This window comes from Antarctobacter aquimaris, assembly GCF_900184945.1.
Classification (GTDB): Bacteria; Pseudomonadota; Alphaproteobacteria; order Rhodobacterales; family Rhodobacteraceae; genus Maliponia; species Maliponia aquimaris.
This window is the reverse complement of sequence record NZ_FXYF01000004.1, coordinates 164,282-180,366: the sequence shown is the minus strand read 5'-3', so window position 1 is coordinate 180,366 and position 16,085 is coordinate 164,282. Positions and strand designations below refer to the sequence as shown.

The window sequence follows — 16,085 nt, the reverse complement described above, 5'->3', positions numbered from 1 at the left end:
GCTCACACATGCGGCTCGCGCGCATCTGTCGCGGTTGAATCCGGGTAGGGCGAGTGATTATCTCCGTTCCGGAACAGAAGGAGAGGCGGCGATGCGGCGGTTGATTCTCGGAGCGGGGCTTGTTGCGGCGCTGGCCGTGCCGGCGGCCGCTGAAACGGAGCTGTCGTTCTACCTGGGGTGGCAGACGCTGCCGCACAGCCGAATCTCGGGCAAGCTGCCCAACGGCGGCGGCAGCTATGACGAGCTGGTCGGCTGGGAGGGCAAGCCCTTCAGCATGCCGCCCTACTACGGCGCCCGCGCGACCTGGTGGCAGAGCAACAATCTGGGCTTCGGCGTGGAGTACACCCACACCAAGGCCTATGCGCCCGACTCGACCAAGGCGGCGCTGGGCTTTTCCCGGCTGGAATTTTCGGACGGCCACAACGTGCTGACCGCCAACGTGATGAAGCGCTGGCCGGACCGCTTCGGGCGGGTGACGCCCTATGTCGGCGGTGGCCTGGGCATCGCCTTTCCGCATGTCGACGCGGTGTCGGGCACGTCCAAGACCTACGGCTTTCAGTTGACCGGCCCGGCGGCGCGCCTGATGGCGGGGGCCAGCTATCCGATCAACGACCGGTTCTCGGTCTTCGGGGAATACCAGTTCACCTACTCCAGCAACGAAGGCACCTTTGACAAGGGCGGCACCTTCAAGACGGACATCAAGACCAACGCGCTGAATTTCGGCATCTCGCTGAACTTCTGAGCGGGGCGGCGGGGCAGACCCGCCCGACGGGTGCAAGGGCGGACAGCGGTCCGCCCTTTTGCGTTTTGGCGCGGCTCAGCCCTTGGGCGCGGTTTCGGCCATTGCCGGACGCGCGGCGAACGACGCGTACCAGCCCGCCAGCGCATCGCGCCCGGCGCGCCAGTCCTTTTCCGGCAGACGGAAGTCGACGTAACCCAGCGCGCAGGCCACGGCGATCTGGCCGGCGTCCAGCGGGCCGTGCAGGTGGCTCATCCAGCGGGTGTTGAGCACCTCGATCGCCCGGTCCACCTTGGCCCAGTAGGCGTCCAGCAGAGGCTGGAAATGCAGCTCCTCGGGGCGCAGGCGGCGTTCGTAGACGATGCCCAGGGCGGATTCCATGATGGCGTCGCCGGTGGCCTCCAGCGTCAGGGTTTCCCACAGGCGCGGGGCGGCGGGATAGAGCCCGGCCTTGGCGCGGTCATCGAGGAAACGGCAGATCACCCGGCTGTCGTACATCGCCGGACCGTCGGCGCGCAGCAGGGTCGGCAGCTTGGCCAGCGGATTCGCGGCCATCAGGCCGGCGTCCGAGTTCAGCGCGGTCGTGGTGACCGGGCGCAGCGCGACATCGGCAAGCTGGCCGGTCTCATGCAGAAAGACCATCACCTTGCGCACAAAGGGAGAGGCGGGGGAGTAGAACAGTTGCATGGTGTCGCGTCCTTGCGTGGGGGGTGCCCGGACCAAAGCACAAGGCCGGGGCGCTGTCACGCCTTGGGGTGCGTTGCCTCGTAGACCTTCATCAGGTGGACCTCGTCGACCGCCGTGTAGGCCTGCGTCGTTGACAGCGAGGCATGGCCAAGCAGTTCCTGGATCGCCCGCAGGTCGCCGCCGGCGGCCAGCAGGTGGGTGGCAAAGCTGTGGCGCATGGCGTGCGGCGTGGCGGTGGCGGGCAGGCCCAGCTGCATGCGGGCCTTTTCCGTGACCTTGGCCACCAGGCGCGGGTTCAGCGGCCCGCCCCGCGCACCGCGAAACAGCGCCGCGTCCGGCTCCACCGGGTGGGGACAGAGGCGCAGGTAGGTGTCGACCGTGCGGCGCGCCACGGGCAGCACCGGCACGACGCGTTCCTTGCCGCCCTTGCCGGTGATGCGCAGGCTGTCGCCCAGCGGCAGGTCGCGGCCGGTCAGGCCCAGCGCCTCGGAGATGCGCAGCCCGCAGCCGTAGAGCAGCGTCACCACGGCTGCGTCACGCGCGCCCTGCCAGCTGTCGGCCGACTGCACCTCGACCGTGTCGATCATCGCGCGGGCGGCATCCTCGGACAGCGGGCGAGGCAGTTTCTTCTGGAACTTGGTCGCGCGGGCGGACAGCACGGCGGTCGGCTCGAACCCTTCGCGCCGTGACAGCCAGCGGTAAAAGCTCTTGACCGCCGACAGCTTGCGCGCGACCGAGCGCGCGCCGACCTCGTGCCGCCGCAGGTGCGCCATCCAGGAGCGCATGTCGGTGGTCGTGACCCGCGCCAGCGGCGTCAGGCCCTGCGGTTCGGCGTGATGCCCGGTCAGGAAGGCGATGAAATCCAGCACGTCGCCGCGGTAGGCGGTCAGGGTGTTCTCGGCCGCGCCGTCCAGCGCCTTGCACGCCTCCAGCCAGTTGGCGAGGGCATCGCGGGCGGCCGGAGAGATTTCAAGCGTCATGGCAAGGGGCGGCTCAGGCCAGCCAGCGGCGCATCGCCCGTTCAAAGACGCCGCCGAAGAAGGCCAGCAGGTCGGTGCCCTGCTGCGGGGTGAACTGGTGCGGGTCCTCGGAGCCCATGACCAGCAGGCCGGGCAGGCGCCCGGGACCGAAGTCCAGCCGCAGGCAGGCCTCGGAGCGGATCCAGTCGGCGCGGTCGCCATGGATGCGGGCGTTGCCCGCCTGGACCTGGCGCAGGGTGACGGGGCGCTGCGGCGCGGTGCTGCCGTTGCCGACGTAGCGGCCGACAAAGCCCGGCTCGGCCACCGACAGCACGTCGCCCAGCCGCTGCACCACGGGATCGTCCTCGTTCTGCGCGGTTTCCAGCACCAGCCGGACCATGTCGACGCGCAGGATCTGCGCCACCTCGTCACCGAGGTCGTGCAGGAAGGTTTCGAAATCGACCGGGTCGAGCATGCGCAGGATGGCGCGGTGGATCTGGTTGGTCCCGGCGAGGTTCTCGTAGGCGGCGGCGATCACGCTGCGGTGGGTGTCCTCCAGCCGGTCCAGCCGCGCCTCAAGCCGTTCCATCGCGATTCCGCGCAGGTCGATGATGTTGCCGCCCATCGCGCGTTCGTTCGCGGCGATCAGGGCCTGCATCAGGTCCTGGTCGTCCAGGATCATGTCGGGGCGCGAAATGATGGAGTCGCGGACCGACTCCTCGATGCGTTGGGTGCTGCTCATGCGTCGGGTCCTGTATGGCTGCGCTTTTGCGCATGTTCTTGTGGGTGTGTGCGTTGTGTGACCCCGTCCCCCCTGCGCTGTCAAGAATTTCCGCCCCCCGCGCCGAAGACGCCCGCCCATCGCGCGGCTTTCGCCACGCCCGCGATCCGTGCCAGAGTGGGGCCAGGAGGAGGACCGCCATGCCCAAGATTTCCGTCGATTCCAACACTCAGACCGTCATCACGACCTTCGAGACCAGCCCGGGACAGTGCCAGGACCTGCTGGAGGCGCTGCAATCCGCCTATGCCGAGTTCATCTCGAAACAGCCGGGATTCGTGGCGGCGGGGCTGCATGTCAACGATGCGCAGACCCGCATCGCCAACTATTCCCAGTGGGAGCGGCGCGAGGATTTCCTGGCCATGCTGCGTTCGCCCGAGATGCGCCGGCGCAACCGCGATCTGACCGCGCTGTGCCGCAGTTTCGAGCCGGTGCTCTACGACGTGGCGGCGACTTTCTGAGGCGGACCCCCGGTCAGGCGGCGATGGCGCCATCGAGGTCGGCGGCGACAAAACGGTAGCCGACGCCGCGCATCGTCTCGATGTCGACCGCGCCGTTCGCGGCCTCGAGGCAGGCGCGCAGGTTGCAGACGTAGACGTCAAAGACGCGGGGGTCCGGTTCGTCCTCCAGGCCGTAGACATGGCCCAGCAGGGCGGGCCGGCTGAGCAGCTTGCGCGGGCGCAGCGCCATGAATTCCAGCAGCTCGTAGAGCTTGGGGCTCAGCTTGACCGGGCAGTCGTTCAGGTAGGCCTTGCGCCTGTGCAGGTCCATGCGCAGCGGACCGTAGCGCAGCGTCGACTGGGCAAGGCCATGCGCGCGCCGCGCCAGCGCCGCCAGCATCATGACCGCCTCCTCGGGCGGGGCGGCGGCGTTGATCACGGTATCGGCGCCGGCCTCCAGCCACCGGACGATCTGGCCGTGCGTCGGGGTGTCGGCGACCAGCGCGATGGGCAGGTCGGGACGGGCGCGGCGCAGCGCCGCCAGCGAGGTGCCGAACCGGTCCAGCGCCTCGGCGTCGAGGATCAGCAGGTCGGCCGGGACGAGTTGCAGGAATTGCGGGATGTCCTCGGGGCGATCGGTCCGGGTCAGCAGGACACCGGCCTCTGTCAGCGCCTGCGCAAGGCTCATCAATGACCAGCTGGTTTCGGCGATCAGGTAACGCACGGCGCACGACTCCTTGCCTGGATGCCGCCGCGTCGTGCGGCCGGCGACGCCCCGGGAGGGGCGGACAGGGTGGGTGTGGCCCGGCCGTCGCGTCCTGCAAGGAGCGGGGACCAAGTGGAGGCGCGTTCTGACGCCAGACCCCGGTCTAGGCGGCCAATGTGGTGGCAATGTGGCCGGTCGGTGGCGGGGCACGGGCATGACCTGTATCAAGGCGCGGGGGCGCGCGCGGCGGCACTCTCTGCGCATCAGGAGGAGAATCCATGTACAGCAACATCCTTGTCCCCGTCGCCTTTGACCAGGGAAGCGACGCCAAGATCCGCAGCGCGACAAAGGTGGCACAGGCCCTGGCCGCCGACGATGCGCGGATCACCTTCCTGCACGTGCTGGAACAGGTGCCCGGCTACGTCGCCAGCTACCTGCCGGCGGACTACACGGCCCAGGCCCGCCTGGGCATCGAGAAGGAACTGGAGGATATCGCGGCGCAGGTGCCGGGCGCCACCGGGCTGGTGGTGTCGGGCCATTCCGGCCGCACGATTCTGGACTGGGCCGATGACCACGACACGGACCTGATCGTCATCGCCTCGCACAGGCCGGGGATGCAGGATCTGCTGCTGGGCTCGACCGCGGCGCAGGTGGTGCGTCACGCCGCGTGCGCGGTGCATGTCCTGCGTTGACATTCTCGGGGGATGCGCCATGTCGGGCGCATCGAAGATACCCCCGACCTTGACCTGACCACGCGCGCCGGCCTGCCGCCGGCGCTGCGCGCCCTGCGCGACAGCTACCCGCGCGAGGCCTGGGCGGAGCACGCCAATTTCAACGGGCTGGTGTCGTTCTGGCTGGACCGGCACCTGATGTTCCGCACCCTGTGCGACACGCTGCGCGGCGATGCCGAGGCGGTTCAGGGCGGCACGCTGGATTCCGACCGGATGCAGGCCCGCCTGTCCCGCTACGGCAGCCTGTTGCTGCAACAGCTGCACGGCCATCACCAGATCGAGGACACGCATTATTTCCCCCGGCTGGTGGGCTACGAATCGGCGCTGGCGCGCGGGTTCGACATCCTGGACAAGGACCATCACAGGATGGACGCGCTGCTGGACGGCTTTGCCAGGGCCGCGAACGGGCTGATGCAGGGTCAGGTCGAAGCCGGGCGCTACCGCGACGAGATCGCCGCCTTCGAAGGGTTCCTGCTGCGCCACCTCGAGGACGAGGAAGACCTGATCGTGCCGATCCTGCTCAAACATGGGTCGGCGGGGCTGGAGTAGGGGTCAGAGCGGGCGCAGGTCCTCGGGGGCCAACCGGTAAGCCTTGCCGAAGCCACCGTTCAGCAGCGCATCGGTCACGCGGAAGCTGACCATCCGGAAATCTCCGAAATCGATGTAAAGCTGCGCCTTGGGCCGTTGCGCCAGGTAGTGCGCGCGCAGGGCGGGATGCTCGGGCGCGTCGCGCGCGATCAGCCGGGCCTCGGCGTGCAGGGTCAGCCGCGGGTGGGTCAGCGGATCGCCGCGCGGCCCCGGTTCGCCGACCAGCAGGGCGCAGGACGGGGCCGCCTCCAGCGCGGCGGTGTGCGATGACAGGGTCGAGACCAGCGACAGCGGCGCGCCCTGCGGATCGGTGGCCAGCGCGATGCGCGTCACCGACGGGGTGCCGGTGTCGGGCCGGGTCACCGCGAGGGCGGCGAAATCGGCCGCGGTCAGCAGCTGGCGCGCCAGCGCGCGCGCGTCGTCATCGACGGGGCGAAAGGGAGAGTTCTCGGGCATGGACGCGCGGCCTCTGGTCGGACGGATGGCGTCATGATGGCCGATCCCGCGCCGGAGCGCGAGCGGTTCGGCCGCGCGCGGACGGGTTCAGTCCGGGCAGACCTGCTTGCACAGCCGTTCGGTGATCCGCTCGACCGTTTGAGCCGACAGGATCAGGTGCGTGACATCCGGGCAGGCGTGAAGGTTCGCCAGGTCATAGGCCGATCGTTCCAGGATCGACGCGGCCAGCCGCAATCGCGTGCAGATGTCCGACAGGTTCGTTCCCTCGATTGGCTCATGTGTCGGGGCCAGCCCGGTATCCGGCATCGGATGCTCACTCCTGCTTGGCGAGTCACTCAACTCAAAATTGTTACATCTCTTTCTAGCAGGTGGAAACGCCCTATGCGTCGGAAATCTCTGTCGATTTAGCAACGAAATCCACGGTTATCGCAGACACGGCGGCTCGGAAATCGGCGCTATTGATGCGAAATTGATCCGTTGCGCCCGGTGCTGTATCTACTTCAGGTATAGTTGTTCGAAAAGTGAGACAGATCGGATGGGCGGCGGCAATCGGGACACGGCCATATCGATGCGCTTCAGCGTCAACCTCAGGCGCCTGGTGCAGGGCCGCGGCAGCGTGACCGACTTCGCCAAGAGGCTGGACATCAGCCGCGCGCAGTTCAATCGCTACCTAAGTGGCGAATCCCATCCCAAGCCGGCCGTGCTCAAGCGGATCTGCGACCACTTCGGTGTCGATGCCCGGATCCTGACCGAAGTGCTGCCCGACACCCATTTCGCCGCGCTGCCAGAGCCGGGATCGGCGAAGGCCCCGTCGCCGCGCAACTACGGGCTGGAGAACGCGGTCACCTACCTGCCGGTGTCCGACACCCACCACGTGCCGGAAAAGGACATGCCCGACGGGCTGTACCTGTTCTGGCGGCCGTCGATGGCGCGGCGCGACAGGTTCGTCTGCAATGCCGTCCGCCTGGCCACGGTGCCCGGGGCGCGGGTGTTCCGGACCTACCTGTTGCGCGAGGCGCGGCTGATGACCGATCGCCTGACCCCGGCCGAGCGTGAAATGCGCGGCCTGCTGCTGGGGGTTCAGGATGGCGTCGCCTGGCTGTTCCTGCATTCCCCGGCCTGGAACAACGTGTCGCTGGTGTTCTCGGGCCGCCCGACCCACCGTTTTTCGCCTTACATGCACGGCTTTTACGCGCTGGCGCGCAACGAGGTGCCGGGCCAGCGCAGGCTGGCGCGCTGCATCATGGAGCGGTTGCCGGCGGAACCCGCCTCGATCATCCGGGCGGCGCATGCCACCGGGCATTACCGCCTGACCGAACTGCCCGAAGCGGTCCGGGACGAGGTGTCGCGGGACCTCGACTGACGCGAGGCGCGCTCTTGATGGCGCGGCGCCGTGATCACATACTGAAATCAGAATGTCTTTGCGGAGAATCACGAGATGTCGGGCAAGAAAATCACGTGCCTGGATTGCGGCCAGGTGAACAGGGTGCCGGCGGACAGGCTGGGCGCGGGGCCGAAATGCGGCACCTGCAGCGCCGCACTGATGCCGGCGCGCGCGGTCGAGGTGGACGCCGCCACGCTGGAAAAGGCGGCGCGCACCGACGATGTGCCGCTGGTCGTCGATTTCTGGGCGCCGTGGTGCGGCCCCTGCCGGATGATGGGGCCGGAGTTCAACAAGGCGGCCGGTGTGCTGGGCTCCGAGGCCCGGCTGGTCAAGCTCAACACCGAGGCGCATCCCGACGTCGGCGCGCGGCAGGGCATCCGGGGCATTCCGACCATGGTCCGCTTTGCCGGCGGGCGCGAGGTCAAGCGGCAGTCCGGCGCGATGCCGGCGGCGCAGATCGTCGGCTGGGTGCGGTCCTGACATTTCGCAGCAAGCGGCGCGCGGCCATCGCGGGCTGCGCCCTCAGAACGGGTCCGGCGTTGCGGTGATCCGGTCCCAGCAGTCGAACAGCGCGTCGATCGCCGCCGAAGAGCCGCTGAGCGAGAAACTGGCTTGTTGCTGCTGCCTGTCGTTGTAGACGTAGAGGGTGTTGCCACGCTTCAGCTGCACCAGGAACTTCACCGCGGTTTCGGCGTCGGTCATGTTCAGCGAGATGCCGACCCCCTCGCCGGTGCCGTCGATGGTCCAGCGTGCCTTGTCGATGTCCACGAGAAAGCGGACGGCGCGCGGCTCCAGGTTCCAGCGCGGGTCGAATATGAACAGGGCAAAGGCCTCGTTCTGGTAGGCGACCAGGTTGAACCTCTGTGTGGCGCTGTTTTCCGTCCCGGCGGTGCACCAGAAGGCGTCCGCACCGGCGCTGTAGGTCACATCGACCTGCCATTGGCCGCGGCGCATCAGCGTGCGGGTGTCGTAGTCCTCGGCCGAAGCCGTCAGCGGAAGCAGGCTGGCCACGAGGGCCAGAAACGAAATGAATCGGGTCATCCCCGCAGGTTACCCGAAGGCACTGTTGCCGTAATCCGTCTGGGAGACGGTCCGCCGATGCGGCTGGACGGGGGATGAAATGCCGGCGCCGGCGCCTATCTGAAGGGGGTCGCGGCCCACGGCCGCCCACAGAGCAGGAGAGCGCGCGCATGAAGTGTCCAATCGACGGAAGCGACCTTGTCATCACCGACCGGTCCGGTGTCGAGATCGACTTTTGCCCCAAGTGCCGGGGCGTCTGGCTGGATCGGGGAGAGCTGGACAAGATCATCGAGCGCAGCGCGCAATACGCCGCCGCGCCGCCCCGTCCCGAGCCCCTGCGCGAAGAGCGCGGCGATTATCACGAGGACGATCGGGGCCATCGGGACGAGTCCTACGACCGCAAGAGAAAGCGGCGCGGGTTTCTTGGCGAATTGTTCGATTTCGACTGAACCCCGGCCCTGCGGGGGCAGGGCGGCGGCCGCCGGCGGAACTGTCCTGCCGGCGCCGCCGGACGGGTTTTAGTTGGCGACCCGTGTCAGCGCGTCGATCGACTTCACGCCATCTTCGCCGGAGGTCGTGTAGACCAGCTTGACCGAGTCACCGGCGACGAGGTCGGCGGGGACTTCGAGGGTGGCCGGCAGTTGCCAGACGGTCTTGTCCGACAGCACCAGGATGTTGGAAACCCGGTCATAGGCCAGGATCTGGCCCTGGGTTTCGTCTGCAAGGGCGGGGAGGGCGAAAAGAACCGCGACTGCGGCGGCGATCATGGGGCGCATGGCCATCTGTCCATTCGAGGAAAGCACTCTCGGCGCATCCATGCGCCTGCAGTCGCCGGGAGGAGCCTCACACCCGGATTGCGCGAAGTTGGTCGAGCCGATGGGACCGTTCAAGTGGGCTGACAATTATTTTTTCCATCAGCCCGTTCAGGCGCCAGGGCGGACCGCGCGACGGGCCGCGCTGACCCGGGGGGCCGTACCGCAAAACCGGAAACGTCTTGCCAAATCGGTTGGAAACTGGCATACGGTCCGCGCTTAGACTTCTCTTCGACTTCTGTTTTCCTTCACTGGCACGCAGTCATTCGATCAAGACGCGCTACGCCGGGCCACTGCATGTTGCGAGTGGCATTTTGAAAAGGAACAGACAGATGGCCAATGGCACTGTGAAATGGTTCAACACCACCAAGGGTTTCGGCTTTATCCAGCCGGCGTCGGGCGGCAAGGACGTGTTCGTCCACATCTCCGCGGTCGAGCGTTCGGGCCTGACCGGCCTCGCCGACAACCAGAAGGTGACCTATGACGTCGAAGCCGGCCGTGATGGCCGCGAGAGCGCGGTCAACCTCGCCCTCGCCTGAGACGTACCTGCCTGAGGCCTGACGGCTCTGGCAAGATGCAGCGCGGTCCCATCGGGGCCGCGTTTTTCGTTTGTGCCGCCCGCGCTGTGGCTCAGAGGCTGACAGGCACCTCCCAGCTGCGCTTGATCCGCCGCAGCACGAACATGGTGGCCGTCCCCGCGACGTTGGGATGCTCCAGCACCCTGCGCATCAGGATGTCCTCGAGATCGGCGATGTCGCGCACGATGAGGTGCAGCAGGTAATCCCATTCGCCCGAGATCGAATAGACCTCGGTGATGGATGGCTCCGCCTCCATCGCGCGCTGGAACCCGGCCCGCGCCGCGCCGTCCTGCGATTTCATCCGCACCTGCACAAAGGCGTCCATGCCCAGCCCCACGGCGGCGGGGTCGACATGGCGCACGGGCGGGCCGATGACGCCGCGATCCTCCAGCGCCTTCAGCCGCCGCCAGCAGGTCGCCGGAGAGCTGTTGGTGGCGCGGGCCAGGTCCTGCATGCTGCCCGAGGCGTCCTTTTGCAGGGCGGCGAGGATGCGACGGTCAAGATCGGAGAGCTGAGTCATCTGGTTCGGTTCTGGGCTCAAGATGAAAGAGTTTGATCAAGAATTCGGAGAATTCCGGCGGATTGGAAGGATTTTCTCAACCAAAGCCGAGAAAATCGCCCATCCACCACCAGGGGAGGACACGCCATGACCGATCAGACGCCGATTCTCAGGGACTATGCGCTCGAAGACCGCTACGTGGCGCGAGCGGGCCGTGTGTTTCTGACCGGCACGCAGGCCATCATCCGCATCGCGCTGGACCAGGCGCGGCGCGACAAGGCGCGCGGGCTGGACACGCGCGGCTACATCTCGGGCTATCGCGGCTCTCCGGTCGGCGGTGTCGACCTCGAGATCACGCGCAACCGCAAGATCGTGGACGAAGCCGGCATCACCTTTCTTCCGGCGGTGAACGAGGAATTCGGCGCGACCCAGATGATCGGCACGCAGCAGGTGGAAACGGACCCGGACAAGACCTGCCAGGGCGTCTTTGGCCTGTGGTACGGCAAGGGGCCGGGGGTGGACCGGGCGGCGGACGCGCTGAAGCATGGCAATGCCTACGGGTCATCGCCGCACGGCGGGGTGCTGGTGGTGGCGGGGGACGACCACGGCTGTGTCTCGTCGTCGATGCCGCACCAGTCCGACGTCGCCTTCATGAACTTCTTCATGCCCACGCTGAACCCAGCCAACGTGGCCGAGTTCCTGCCCTTTGGTGAATGGGGTTACGCGCTGTCGCGCTTTTCCGGCATGTGGGTCGGCTTCAAGGCGATCTCGGAGACGGTGGAATCCGGCATGTCCTTTGACCTGCCGGCGGACCGGGTGTTTGCCGCGCCCGACTACACGCCCCCAGCGACCGGCCTGCATTACCGCTGGCCCGACCTGCCGGGCCCGCAGATCGAAGAGCGGATGGAGGCGAAAAAGAACGCCGTTCTCGCCTTTGCCCGCGCCAATCCCATCGACCGCGCCGAGTGGGGCCACGCAGCGCGGTTCGGCATCGTCACCACCGGCAAGGCGCACCTCGACACGCTGGAGGCGCTGCGGCTGCTGGGCATCGACAAGGCGGCCGCGCGGGAACTGGGCATCGACCTCTACAAGGTCGGCATGGTCTGGCCGCTGGAGGACGTGGGCGCGCTGAAGTTCGCCAAGGGCAAGCAGGAGCTGCTGGTCATCGAGGAAAAGCGCGGCATCATCGAAAGCCAGCTCAAGGAATATTTCTACGACTTCCCGGGCCAAAAGCCCGAACGCATGGTCGGCAAGCGCGACGAACACGGCGCGCGGCTGATCCCCTGGACGCATGAACTGGGCGCGGTGATGCTGGCCCGGATCATCGCCAAACGTCTGGACCTGAATCTTGGCACATCACTCACGGAACGTGCCGAGGCGCTGGTGCCGCCCCCTTCCCTCATCGAGGTCAAGGGGGCGGCCCGCACGCCCTATTTCTGCTCGGGCTGTCCGCACAACACCTCGACCAGGGTGCCCGAGGGCAGCGCCGCGCTGGCCGGGATCGGCTGTCACTTCATGGCCAGCTGGATGGACCGCAACACCACCTCGCTGATCCAGATGGGCGGCGAGGGGGTCAATTGGGTCGCCCGGTCGCAGTTCAACGGCAACCGCCACATATTCCAGAACCTCGGCGAGGGGACCTATTACCACTCCGGCTCATTGGCGATCCGGCAGGCCATCGCGGCGGGCACCAACATCACCTACAAGATCCTGTTCAACGATGCCGTCGCCATGACCGGCGGGCAGACCGTGGATGGGCCGATCTCGGTCCGGGCGATTGCCCATTCGGTGCTGGCCGAGGGCGCGCAAAAGGTGGTCGTGGTTTCCGACCAGCCGGAGAATTTCCGTCCATCGGAGTTCCCTCCGGGGGTGAAGATCGAGCACCGCAACCAGATGGACCGCATCCAGCGCGAGCTGCGCGAGATCCCCGGCACCACCGTGCTGATCTACCAGCAGACCTGCGCCACGGAAAAGCGCCGCCTGCGCAAGCGCGGCCAGATGGTGGACCCGAAGAAATTCGCCGTCATCAACCCGCTGGTCTGCGAGGGCTGCGGCGATTGCGGCGTGGAATCCAACTGCCTCAGCGTCGAGCCGCTGGAGACGGAGTTCGGCCGCAAACGCAAGATCAACCTCAACTCCTGCAACAAGGATTTCACCTGCCTGAACGGTTTCTGCCCCAGCTTTGTCACGGTCGAGGGCGGCACGCTGAAAATGGGCGGCGGGGTGTCGTCAGACACGCTGGCCGAACTGACGGGGCGTCTGCCTGCGCCTGCGCTGCCGGCGCTGGAGGAGTCGTGGGACATCCTCGTGACCGGCGTGGGCGGCACCGGGGTGGTCACCGTCGGGCAGCTGATCGCCATGGCGGCGAACCTCGAAGGCAAGGGCGCCAGCGTGCTGGACTTCATGGGCTTTGCGCAGAAATTCGGGCCGGTGCTCAGCTACCTGCGGATGTCGGCCCGGCCAGAGGAGGTCAACCAGGCGCGGATCGAACCCGGCAGCGCCGACGCGCTGATCGGCTGCGACCTGGTGGTCAGCTCCTCGCCCAAGGCCTCGGCGACCTACCGCGCCGGGCACACGCGGGCGGTGGTAAACACCGCGCTGATGCCGACGGGGGATTTCGCCCGCAACCGCGACGCGGACCTGAAACCGGCCGAGCGGCTGTCGCGCATCGGCGCGGCCGTGGATGGCGCGTCGCTGCACGGGCTGGACGCCAATGCCCTGTCCGAGGCGCTGCTGGGCGACACGGTCTATGCCAACGTGCTGATGCTGGGCGCGGCCTGGCAGGCAGGCCTTGTGCCGCTGTCCGAGGCGGCGCTGATGCGCGCGATCGTGCTGAACGGGGTCAAGCCGGACCTCAACAAGCAGGCCTTTGCCTGGGGCCGGATCGCCGTCGCGGATCATGACGCGGTGGAGCGCGCCGCCGGGATCGCCGCCCGCCCGGTGCAGACGTTGGAGCAGATGATCGAGCGCCGCGCGGCGTTCCTGGCGGACTACCAGGACGCCGCCTGGGCGCAGCGTTACCGCGACGACCTGAACAGGATCCGCACCGTCGAGACCGCGGCCGCCGGTGCCCCCGGCGCCTTGACCGAGGCGTCGGCCAAGGGCCTGTTCAAGCTGATGTCCTACAAGGACGAATACGAGGTTGCGCGGCTGCACACGGAAACCGGTTTTGTCGAGGGGCTGAAAGAGCGGTTCGAGGGCGATTTCACCGTGAAGCACCACCTCGCCCCGCCGCTGCTGTCGCGCGGCACGGATGCCCGCGGCCGGCCGCTGAAGCGGGCCTTTGGTCCCTGGGTGCAGGTCGTCTTTCGCCGGCTGGCGCGGATGAAGCACCTGCGCGGCACCCGCTGGGACCTCTTTGGCCGGACCGAGGAACGGCGGATGGAGCGCGCCCTGATCGAGGAGTACCGCGCGCTGCTCGACCGTCTCGCCGCAGGGCTGACCGAGGACAACCGCGACGAGGCGGCGCGCATCGCGGCGCTGGTCATGGAGATCCGCGGCTTTGGCCCGGTCAAGGCGCAGGCCGTGGCCGACACGCGGGCGCGGATCGAGGCGGCGATCTTGGCCTACGAGGGCTGAATCGCTTTGACCGACCGCGCGTTTGGGTTATCGCCTGTGTGACACGCCCAAGCCAGGGGCGCGGATGAGGAGCCTTGACCATGACCGCCGACAGCCCCGTGACCGTCACCCGCGAGGACGACTTGGCCTGGGTAAGCATCGACAACCCGCCGGTGAATGCCACCAGCACCGCCGTCCGGGCGGGCCTGAAACGGGCGGTGGCCGAGGTGCAGGGCGCGCGGGTGGCCTTGCTGACCTGCGCCGGCCGGACCTTTGTCGCCGGCGGCGACATGTCCGAGTTCGACGCCCCCCCGGCAGAGCCGCACCTGCCCGACGTGGTGCAGATGATCGAGGACAGCGCGACGCCCTTTGTCGCCGTTCTGCACGGCACGGCGTTGGGCGGCGGGTTCGAGATTGCCATGGCCTGCGCCTTTCGCATCGCGCAACGGGGCACGCGCTTTGGCCTGCCCGAGGTGAACGTGGGCCTGATCCCCGGCGCGGGCGGCACGCAGCGCGCGCCGCGGCTGATCGGGATGGAGGCGGCGGTCGACATGGCGGCCTCGGGGCGGATGCTGGACGCCGACGGGCTGCTGGCGCTGGGAGGGCTGGACCTCGTGTTCGACGGCGACCCGGACGAGGCGGCGCGCGCCTTTGTCGCCGACCTGCCGGACCGGCCATCAAAGGTGTCCGAGCGGGCGGTGCCGATGCTGTCCTCCGACCTGCTGGAGGCAAAGCGCGCCGAGATCGCGACCCGGGCGCGCGGACAGGCCGCGCCGCTGGCAAATTTCGAAGCGGTGCAATGGGCCTGGCTGCCCTTTGCCGAGGGCCAGCCGAAAGAGCGCGCGCAGCACCTGGCGATGCGTGACAGCGCCGAGAGCCGCGCCCTGCGCCACGCCTTCTTTGCCGAGCGCGAGGTCGCCCGGCCAAAGGCGGCCGAGGGGGCGACTCCGCGCGACCTCAATCGGATTGCGGTGGTCGGCGGCGGGCTGATGGGGGCGGGAATCGCCGTGGCGGCGCTGGGCGGCGGGTTGCGCGTGATCCTGATCGAGCGCGATGCCGAGGCGGCACAGGCCGCGACGGAGCGGGTTGCCGGGCTGATCGACGGCGCGGTGAAACGCGGCAAGCTGAGCGCGGCCCGGGCCGCCGAGCAAAAGGCGCGGTTCTCGGCCACCGACGATTACGCCGCGGCGGCGGGCGCCGACCTGGCGGTCGAAGCGGTGTTCGAGGATCTCGAAGTCAAGCGCACGGTCTTTGCGCGGCTGGCGGAGGTCATGTCGCCCACGGCGATCCTGGGCACCAACACCTCCTACATCGACCCGCGCGAGATCTTTGCCGGGGTGCCGCACCCGGAGCGCTGCCTTGGGCTGCACTTCTTCTCACCGGCGCACGTGATGAAGCTGCTGGAGGTGGTGCCGCTGCCGGAGACCTCGGCCGAGGTGCTGGCAACCGGATTTGCCTTTGGCAAGAGCCTGCGCAAGGTGTCGGTGCTGGCGGGCATCTGCGACGGTTTCATCGGCAACCGGATGCTGGCCGAATACCGCCGGGCCGCGGAATACATGCTGGCCGACGGCGCGCTGCCGCAGGAGGTGGACGCCGCCGCGCGCGCGATCGGTTTCCCGATGGGGCCGTTCGAACTGCAGGACCTGACCGGGCTTCAGATCGCCTGGGCCAACCGCAAGCGGCAGGCCGCCACGCGCGACTCGGCGCAGCGCTACGTGACCCTGTCCGACCAACTGTGCGAGATGGGCCGCCTGGGCCAGCGCAGCGGCAAGGGATGGTACGACTATGCCGAAGGTGACCGGACCCCGCGCCCGTCGGCCGAGGTCGAGGCGGCGATCCTTGGCTATTCGGCGGCGCAGGGCATCGCCCGGCGCAGCTTTGACCGGGCCGAGATTGCCGACCGCATCCTAGCGGTGCTGGCCAACGAGGGCGCGCGCATCGTCGAGGAAGGCATCGCCGAGAGTGACGCCGCCGTCGACATGGTGCAGATCCACGGCTACGCCTTTCCGCGCTGGCGCGGCGGGCCGATGCAGGCCGCCGCCGAGACCGGCTGGGACCGGGTGGCGGCGACCCTGCGGGCATTGGCCGCCGAAAGCCCGGGCAGCTGGGTGCTGAGCCATCGGGCGCAGATGGCCTGAGGTCTGTTCGTG

Annotated in this window: 19 protein-coding genes; 10 read left to right on the top strand and 9 right to left on the bottom strand. The window is 68.1% G+C overall.

The window, feature by feature from the left end; genetic code table 11:
- Positions 1 to 91 precede the first annotated feature (91 nt).
- A complete protein-coding gene (locus MAA8898_RS08720) occupies positions 92 to 742 on the top strand; it encodes an outer membrane protein (protein WP_094020610.1) in 651 nt (216 codons plus the stop codon).
- 75 nt (positions 743 to 817) lie between these two features.
- Here the strand turns inward: MAA8898_RS08720 and MAA8898_RS08715 are convergent, their stop codons facing one another.
- The 3 genes from MAA8898_RS08715 to MAA8898_RS08705 are packed head-to-tail and all read right to left on the bottom strand — an operon-like array spanning position 818 to position 3,127.
- A complete protein-coding gene (locus tag MAA8898_RS08715) occupies positions 818 to 1,426 on the bottom strand; it encodes a glutathione S-transferase (RefSeq protein ID WP_094020609.1) in 609 nt (202 codons plus the stop codon).
- Between the two features lie 56 nt (positions 1,427 to 1,482).
- Entirely contained in the window at positions 1,483 to 2,406 is a 924-nt protein-coding gene (locus MAA8898_RS08710) for a tyrosine recombinase XerC (protein ID WP_094020608.1), read from the bottom strand.
- A 13-nt stretch (positions 2,407 to 2,419) separates the two neighbouring features.
- Entirely contained in the window at positions 2,420 to 3,127 is a 708-nt protein-coding gene (locus tag MAA8898_RS08705) for a DUF484 family protein (RefSeq protein ID WP_094020607.1), read from the bottom strand.
- Between the two features lie 179 nt (positions 3,128 to 3,306).
- Between MAA8898_RS08705 and MAA8898_RS08700 the strand changes: the two genes are divergently transcribed.
- Positions 3,307 to 3,624, top strand: coding sequence for an antibiotic biosynthesis monooxygenase family protein (locus MAA8898_RS08700; protein WP_094020606.1), 318 nt, complete (start codon positions 3,307 to 3,309; stop codon positions 3,622 to 3,624).
- A 13-nt stretch (positions 3,625 to 3,637) separates the two neighbouring features.
- On the opposite strand, the gene MAA8898_RS08695 is transcribed toward MAA8898_RS08700, so the two are convergent.
- Complete coding sequence (locus MAA8898_RS08695; protein WP_094020605.1) at positions 3,638 to 4,327, bottom strand: winged helix-turn-helix transcriptional regulator; 690 nt, start codon at positions 4,325 to 4,327, stop codon at positions 3,638 to 3,640.
- Positions 4,328 to 4,587: 260 nt separating this feature from the next.
- Here MAA8898_RS08695 and MAA8898_RS08690 point away from each other — a divergent pair, with 260 nt between their 5' ends.
- Both MAA8898_RS08690 and MAA8898_RS08685 read left to right on the top strand, forming a co-directional pair.
- The gene (locus MAA8898_RS08690) at positions 4,588 to 5,001 is read left to right on the top strand and encodes a universal stress protein (protein WP_094020604.1); all 414 of its coding nucleotides are present in this window, start codon (positions 4,588 to 4,590) and stop codon (positions 4,999 to 5,001) included.
- Between the two features lie 12 nt (positions 5,002 to 5,013).
- Positions 5,014 to 5,589 (top strand): hemerythrin domain-containing protein, encoded by a 576-nt coding sequence (locus MAA8898_RS08685; protein WP_094020603.1) that lies wholly within the window; start codon positions 5,014 to 5,016, stop codon positions 5,587 to 5,589.
- A gap of 3 nt (positions 5,590 to 5,592) precedes the next feature.
- Here the strand turns inward: MAA8898_RS08685 and MAA8898_RS08680 are convergent, their stop codons facing one another.
- Both MAA8898_RS08680 and MAA8898_RS26215 read right to left on the bottom strand, forming a co-directional pair.
- Entirely contained in the window at positions 5,593 to 6,084 is a 492-nt protein-coding gene (locus MAA8898_RS08680; RefSeq protein ID WP_094020602.1) for a HugZ family pyridoxamine 5'-phosphate oxidase, read from the bottom strand.
- Positions 6,085 to 6,171: 87 nt separating this feature from the next.
- Positions 6,172 to 6,390, bottom strand: coding sequence for a hypothetical protein (locus MAA8898_RS26215; protein ID WP_176445106.1), 219 nt, complete (start codon positions 6,388 to 6,390; stop codon positions 6,172 to 6,174).
- Between the two features lie 262 nt (positions 6,391 to 6,652).
- Between MAA8898_RS26215 and MAA8898_RS08675 the strand changes: the two genes are divergently transcribed.
- Positions 6,653 to 7,447 carry a helix-turn-helix domain-containing protein gene (locus MAA8898_RS08675; protein WP_176445105.1) on the top strand — a complete coding sequence of 265 codons (795 nt, stop codon included), beginning with the start codon at positions 6,653 to 6,655 and terminating at the stop codon, positions 7,445 to 7,447.
- 75 nt (positions 7,448 to 7,522) lie between these two features.
- Positions 7,523 to 7,948 carry a thioredoxin TrxC gene (gene trxC / locus MAA8898_RS08670; protein WP_094020600.1) on the top strand — a complete coding sequence of 142 codons (426 nt, stop codon included), beginning with the start codon at positions 7,523 to 7,525 and terminating at the stop codon, positions 7,946 to 7,948.
- 42 nt (positions 7,949 to 7,990) lie between these two features.
- Here trxC and MAA8898_RS08665 read toward each other — a convergent pair whose 3' ends face one another.
- On the bottom strand, positions 7,991 to 8,509 hold the full coding sequence (locus tag MAA8898_RS08665; protein ID WP_094020599.1) for a hypothetical protein: 519 nt from the start codon (positions 8,507 to 8,509) through the stop codon (positions 7,991 to 7,993).
- Positions 8,510 to 8,658: 149 nt separating this feature from the next.
- Here MAA8898_RS08665 and MAA8898_RS08660 point away from each other — a divergent pair, with 149 nt between their 5' ends.
- Positions 8,659 to 8,937: a TFIIB-type zinc ribbon-containing protein gene (locus MAA8898_RS08660; protein ID WP_094020598.1), complete on the top strand. Its 279-nt coding sequence runs from the start codon at positions 8,659 to 8,661 to the stop codon at positions 8,935 to 8,937.
- A gap of 69 nt (positions 8,938 to 9,006) precedes the next feature.
- On the opposite strand, the gene MAA8898_RS08655 is transcribed toward MAA8898_RS08660, so the two are convergent.
- Complete coding sequence (locus MAA8898_RS08655; RefSeq protein ID WP_245853311.1) at positions 9,007 to 9,270, bottom strand: hypothetical protein; 264 nt, start codon at positions 9,268 to 9,270, stop codon at positions 9,007 to 9,009.
- Positions 9,271 to 9,632: 362 nt separating this feature from the next.
- Between MAA8898_RS08655 and MAA8898_RS08650 the strand changes: the two genes are divergently transcribed.
- On the top strand, positions 9,633 to 9,839 hold the full coding sequence (locus MAA8898_RS08650; protein ID WP_094020597.1) for a cold-shock protein: 207 nt from the start codon (positions 9,633 to 9,635) through the stop codon (positions 9,837 to 9,839).
- Between the two features lie 91 nt (positions 9,840 to 9,930).
- Here the strand turns inward: MAA8898_RS08650 and MAA8898_RS08645 are convergent, their stop codons facing one another.
- Positions 9,931 to 10,398, bottom strand: coding sequence for an Lrp/AsnC family transcriptional regulator (locus MAA8898_RS08645; RefSeq protein ID WP_094020596.1), 468 nt, complete (start codon positions 10,396 to 10,398; stop codon positions 9,931 to 9,933).
- Between the two features lie 126 nt (positions 10,399 to 10,524).
- Here MAA8898_RS08645 and MAA8898_RS08640 point away from each other — a divergent pair, with 126 nt between their 5' ends.
- Both MAA8898_RS08640 and MAA8898_RS08635 read left to right on the top strand, forming a co-directional pair.
- A complete protein-coding gene (locus MAA8898_RS08640; RefSeq protein ID WP_094020595.1) occupies positions 10,525 to 13,956 on the top strand; it encodes an indolepyruvate ferredoxin oxidoreductase family protein in 3,432 nt (1,143 codons plus the stop codon).
- 80 nt (positions 13,957 to 14,036) lie between these two features.
- Positions 14,037 to 16,073 (top strand): FAD-dependent oxidoreductase, encoded by a 2,037-nt coding sequence (locus tag MAA8898_RS08635; protein ID WP_094020594.1) that lies wholly within the window; start codon positions 14,037 to 14,039, stop codon positions 16,071 to 16,073.
- The last annotated feature ends 12 nt before the right edge of the window (positions 16,074 to 16,085 follow it).

Excerpts from the sequence above, each read along its gene's own strand:
- MAA8898_RS08720 (WP_094020610.1), top strand. The coding sequence starts at position 92 with ATGCGGCGGTTGATTCTCGGAGCGGGGCTTGTTGCGGCGCTGGCCGTG.
- MAA8898_RS08715 (WP_094020609.1), bottom strand. The coding sequence starts at position 1,426 with ATGCAACTGTTCTACTCCCCCGCCTCTCCCTTTGTGCGCAAGGTGATG.
- MAA8898_RS08710 (WP_094020608.1), bottom strand. The coding sequence starts at position 2,406 with ATGACGCTTGAAATCTCTCCGGCCGCCCGCGATGCCCTCGCCAACTGG.
- MAA8898_RS08705 (WP_094020607.1), bottom strand. The coding sequence starts at position 3,127 with ATGAGCAGCACCCAACGCATCGAGGAGTCGGTCCGCGACTCCATCATT.
- MAA8898_RS08700 (WP_094020606.1), top strand. The coding sequence starts at position 3,307 with ATGCCCAAGATTTCCGTCGATTCCAACACTCAGACCGTCATCACGACC.
- MAA8898_RS08690 (WP_094020604.1), top strand. The coding sequence starts at position 4,588 with ATGTACAGCAACATCCTTGTCCCCGTCGCCTTTGACCAGGGAAGCGAC.
- MAA8898_RS08685 (WP_094020603.1), top strand. The coding sequence starts at position 5,014 with ATGCGCCATGTCGGGCGCATCGAAGATACCCCCGACCTTGACCTGACC.
- MAA8898_RS08680 (WP_094020602.1), bottom strand. The coding sequence starts at position 6,084 with ATGCCCGAGAACTCTCCCTTTCGCCCCGTCGATGACGACGCGCGCGCG.
- MAA8898_RS26215 (WP_176445106.1), bottom strand. The coding sequence starts at position 6,390 with ATGCCGGATACCGGGCTGGCCCCGACACATGAGCCAATCGAGGGAACG.
- MAA8898_RS08675 (WP_176445105.1), top strand. The coding sequence starts at position 6,653 with ATGCGCTTCAGCGTCAACCTCAGGCGCCTGGTGCAGGGCCGCGGCAGC.
- trxC (WP_094020600.1), top strand. The coding sequence starts at position 7,523 with ATGTCGGGCAAGAAAATCACGTGCCTGGATTGCGGCCAGGTGAACAGG.
- MAA8898_RS08665 (WP_094020599.1), bottom strand. The coding sequence starts at position 8,509 with ATGACCCGATTCATTTCGTTTCTGGCCCTCGTGGCCAGCCTGCTTCCG.
- MAA8898_RS08660 (WP_094020598.1), top strand. The coding sequence starts at position 8,659 with ATGAAGTGTCCAATCGACGGAAGCGACCTTGTCATCACCGACCGGTCC.
- MAA8898_RS08655 (WP_245853311.1), bottom strand. The coding sequence starts at position 9,270 with ATGGCCATGCGCCCCATGATCGCCGCCGCAGTCGCGGTTCTTTTCGCC.
- MAA8898_RS08650 (WP_094020597.1), top strand. The coding sequence starts at position 9,633 with ATGGCCAATGGCACTGTGAAATGGTTCAACACCACCAAGGGTTTCGGC.
- MAA8898_RS08645 (WP_094020596.1), bottom strand. The coding sequence starts at position 10,398 with ATGACTCAGCTCTCCGATCTTGACCGTCGCATCCTCGCCGCCCTGCAA.
- MAA8898_RS08640 (WP_094020595.1), top strand. The coding sequence starts at position 10,525 with ATGACCGATCAGACGCCGATTCTCAGGGACTATGCGCTCGAAGACCGC.
- MAA8898_RS08635 (WP_094020594.1), top strand. The coding sequence starts at position 14,037 with ATGACCGCCGACAGCCCCGTGACCGTCACCCGCGAGGACGACTTGGCC.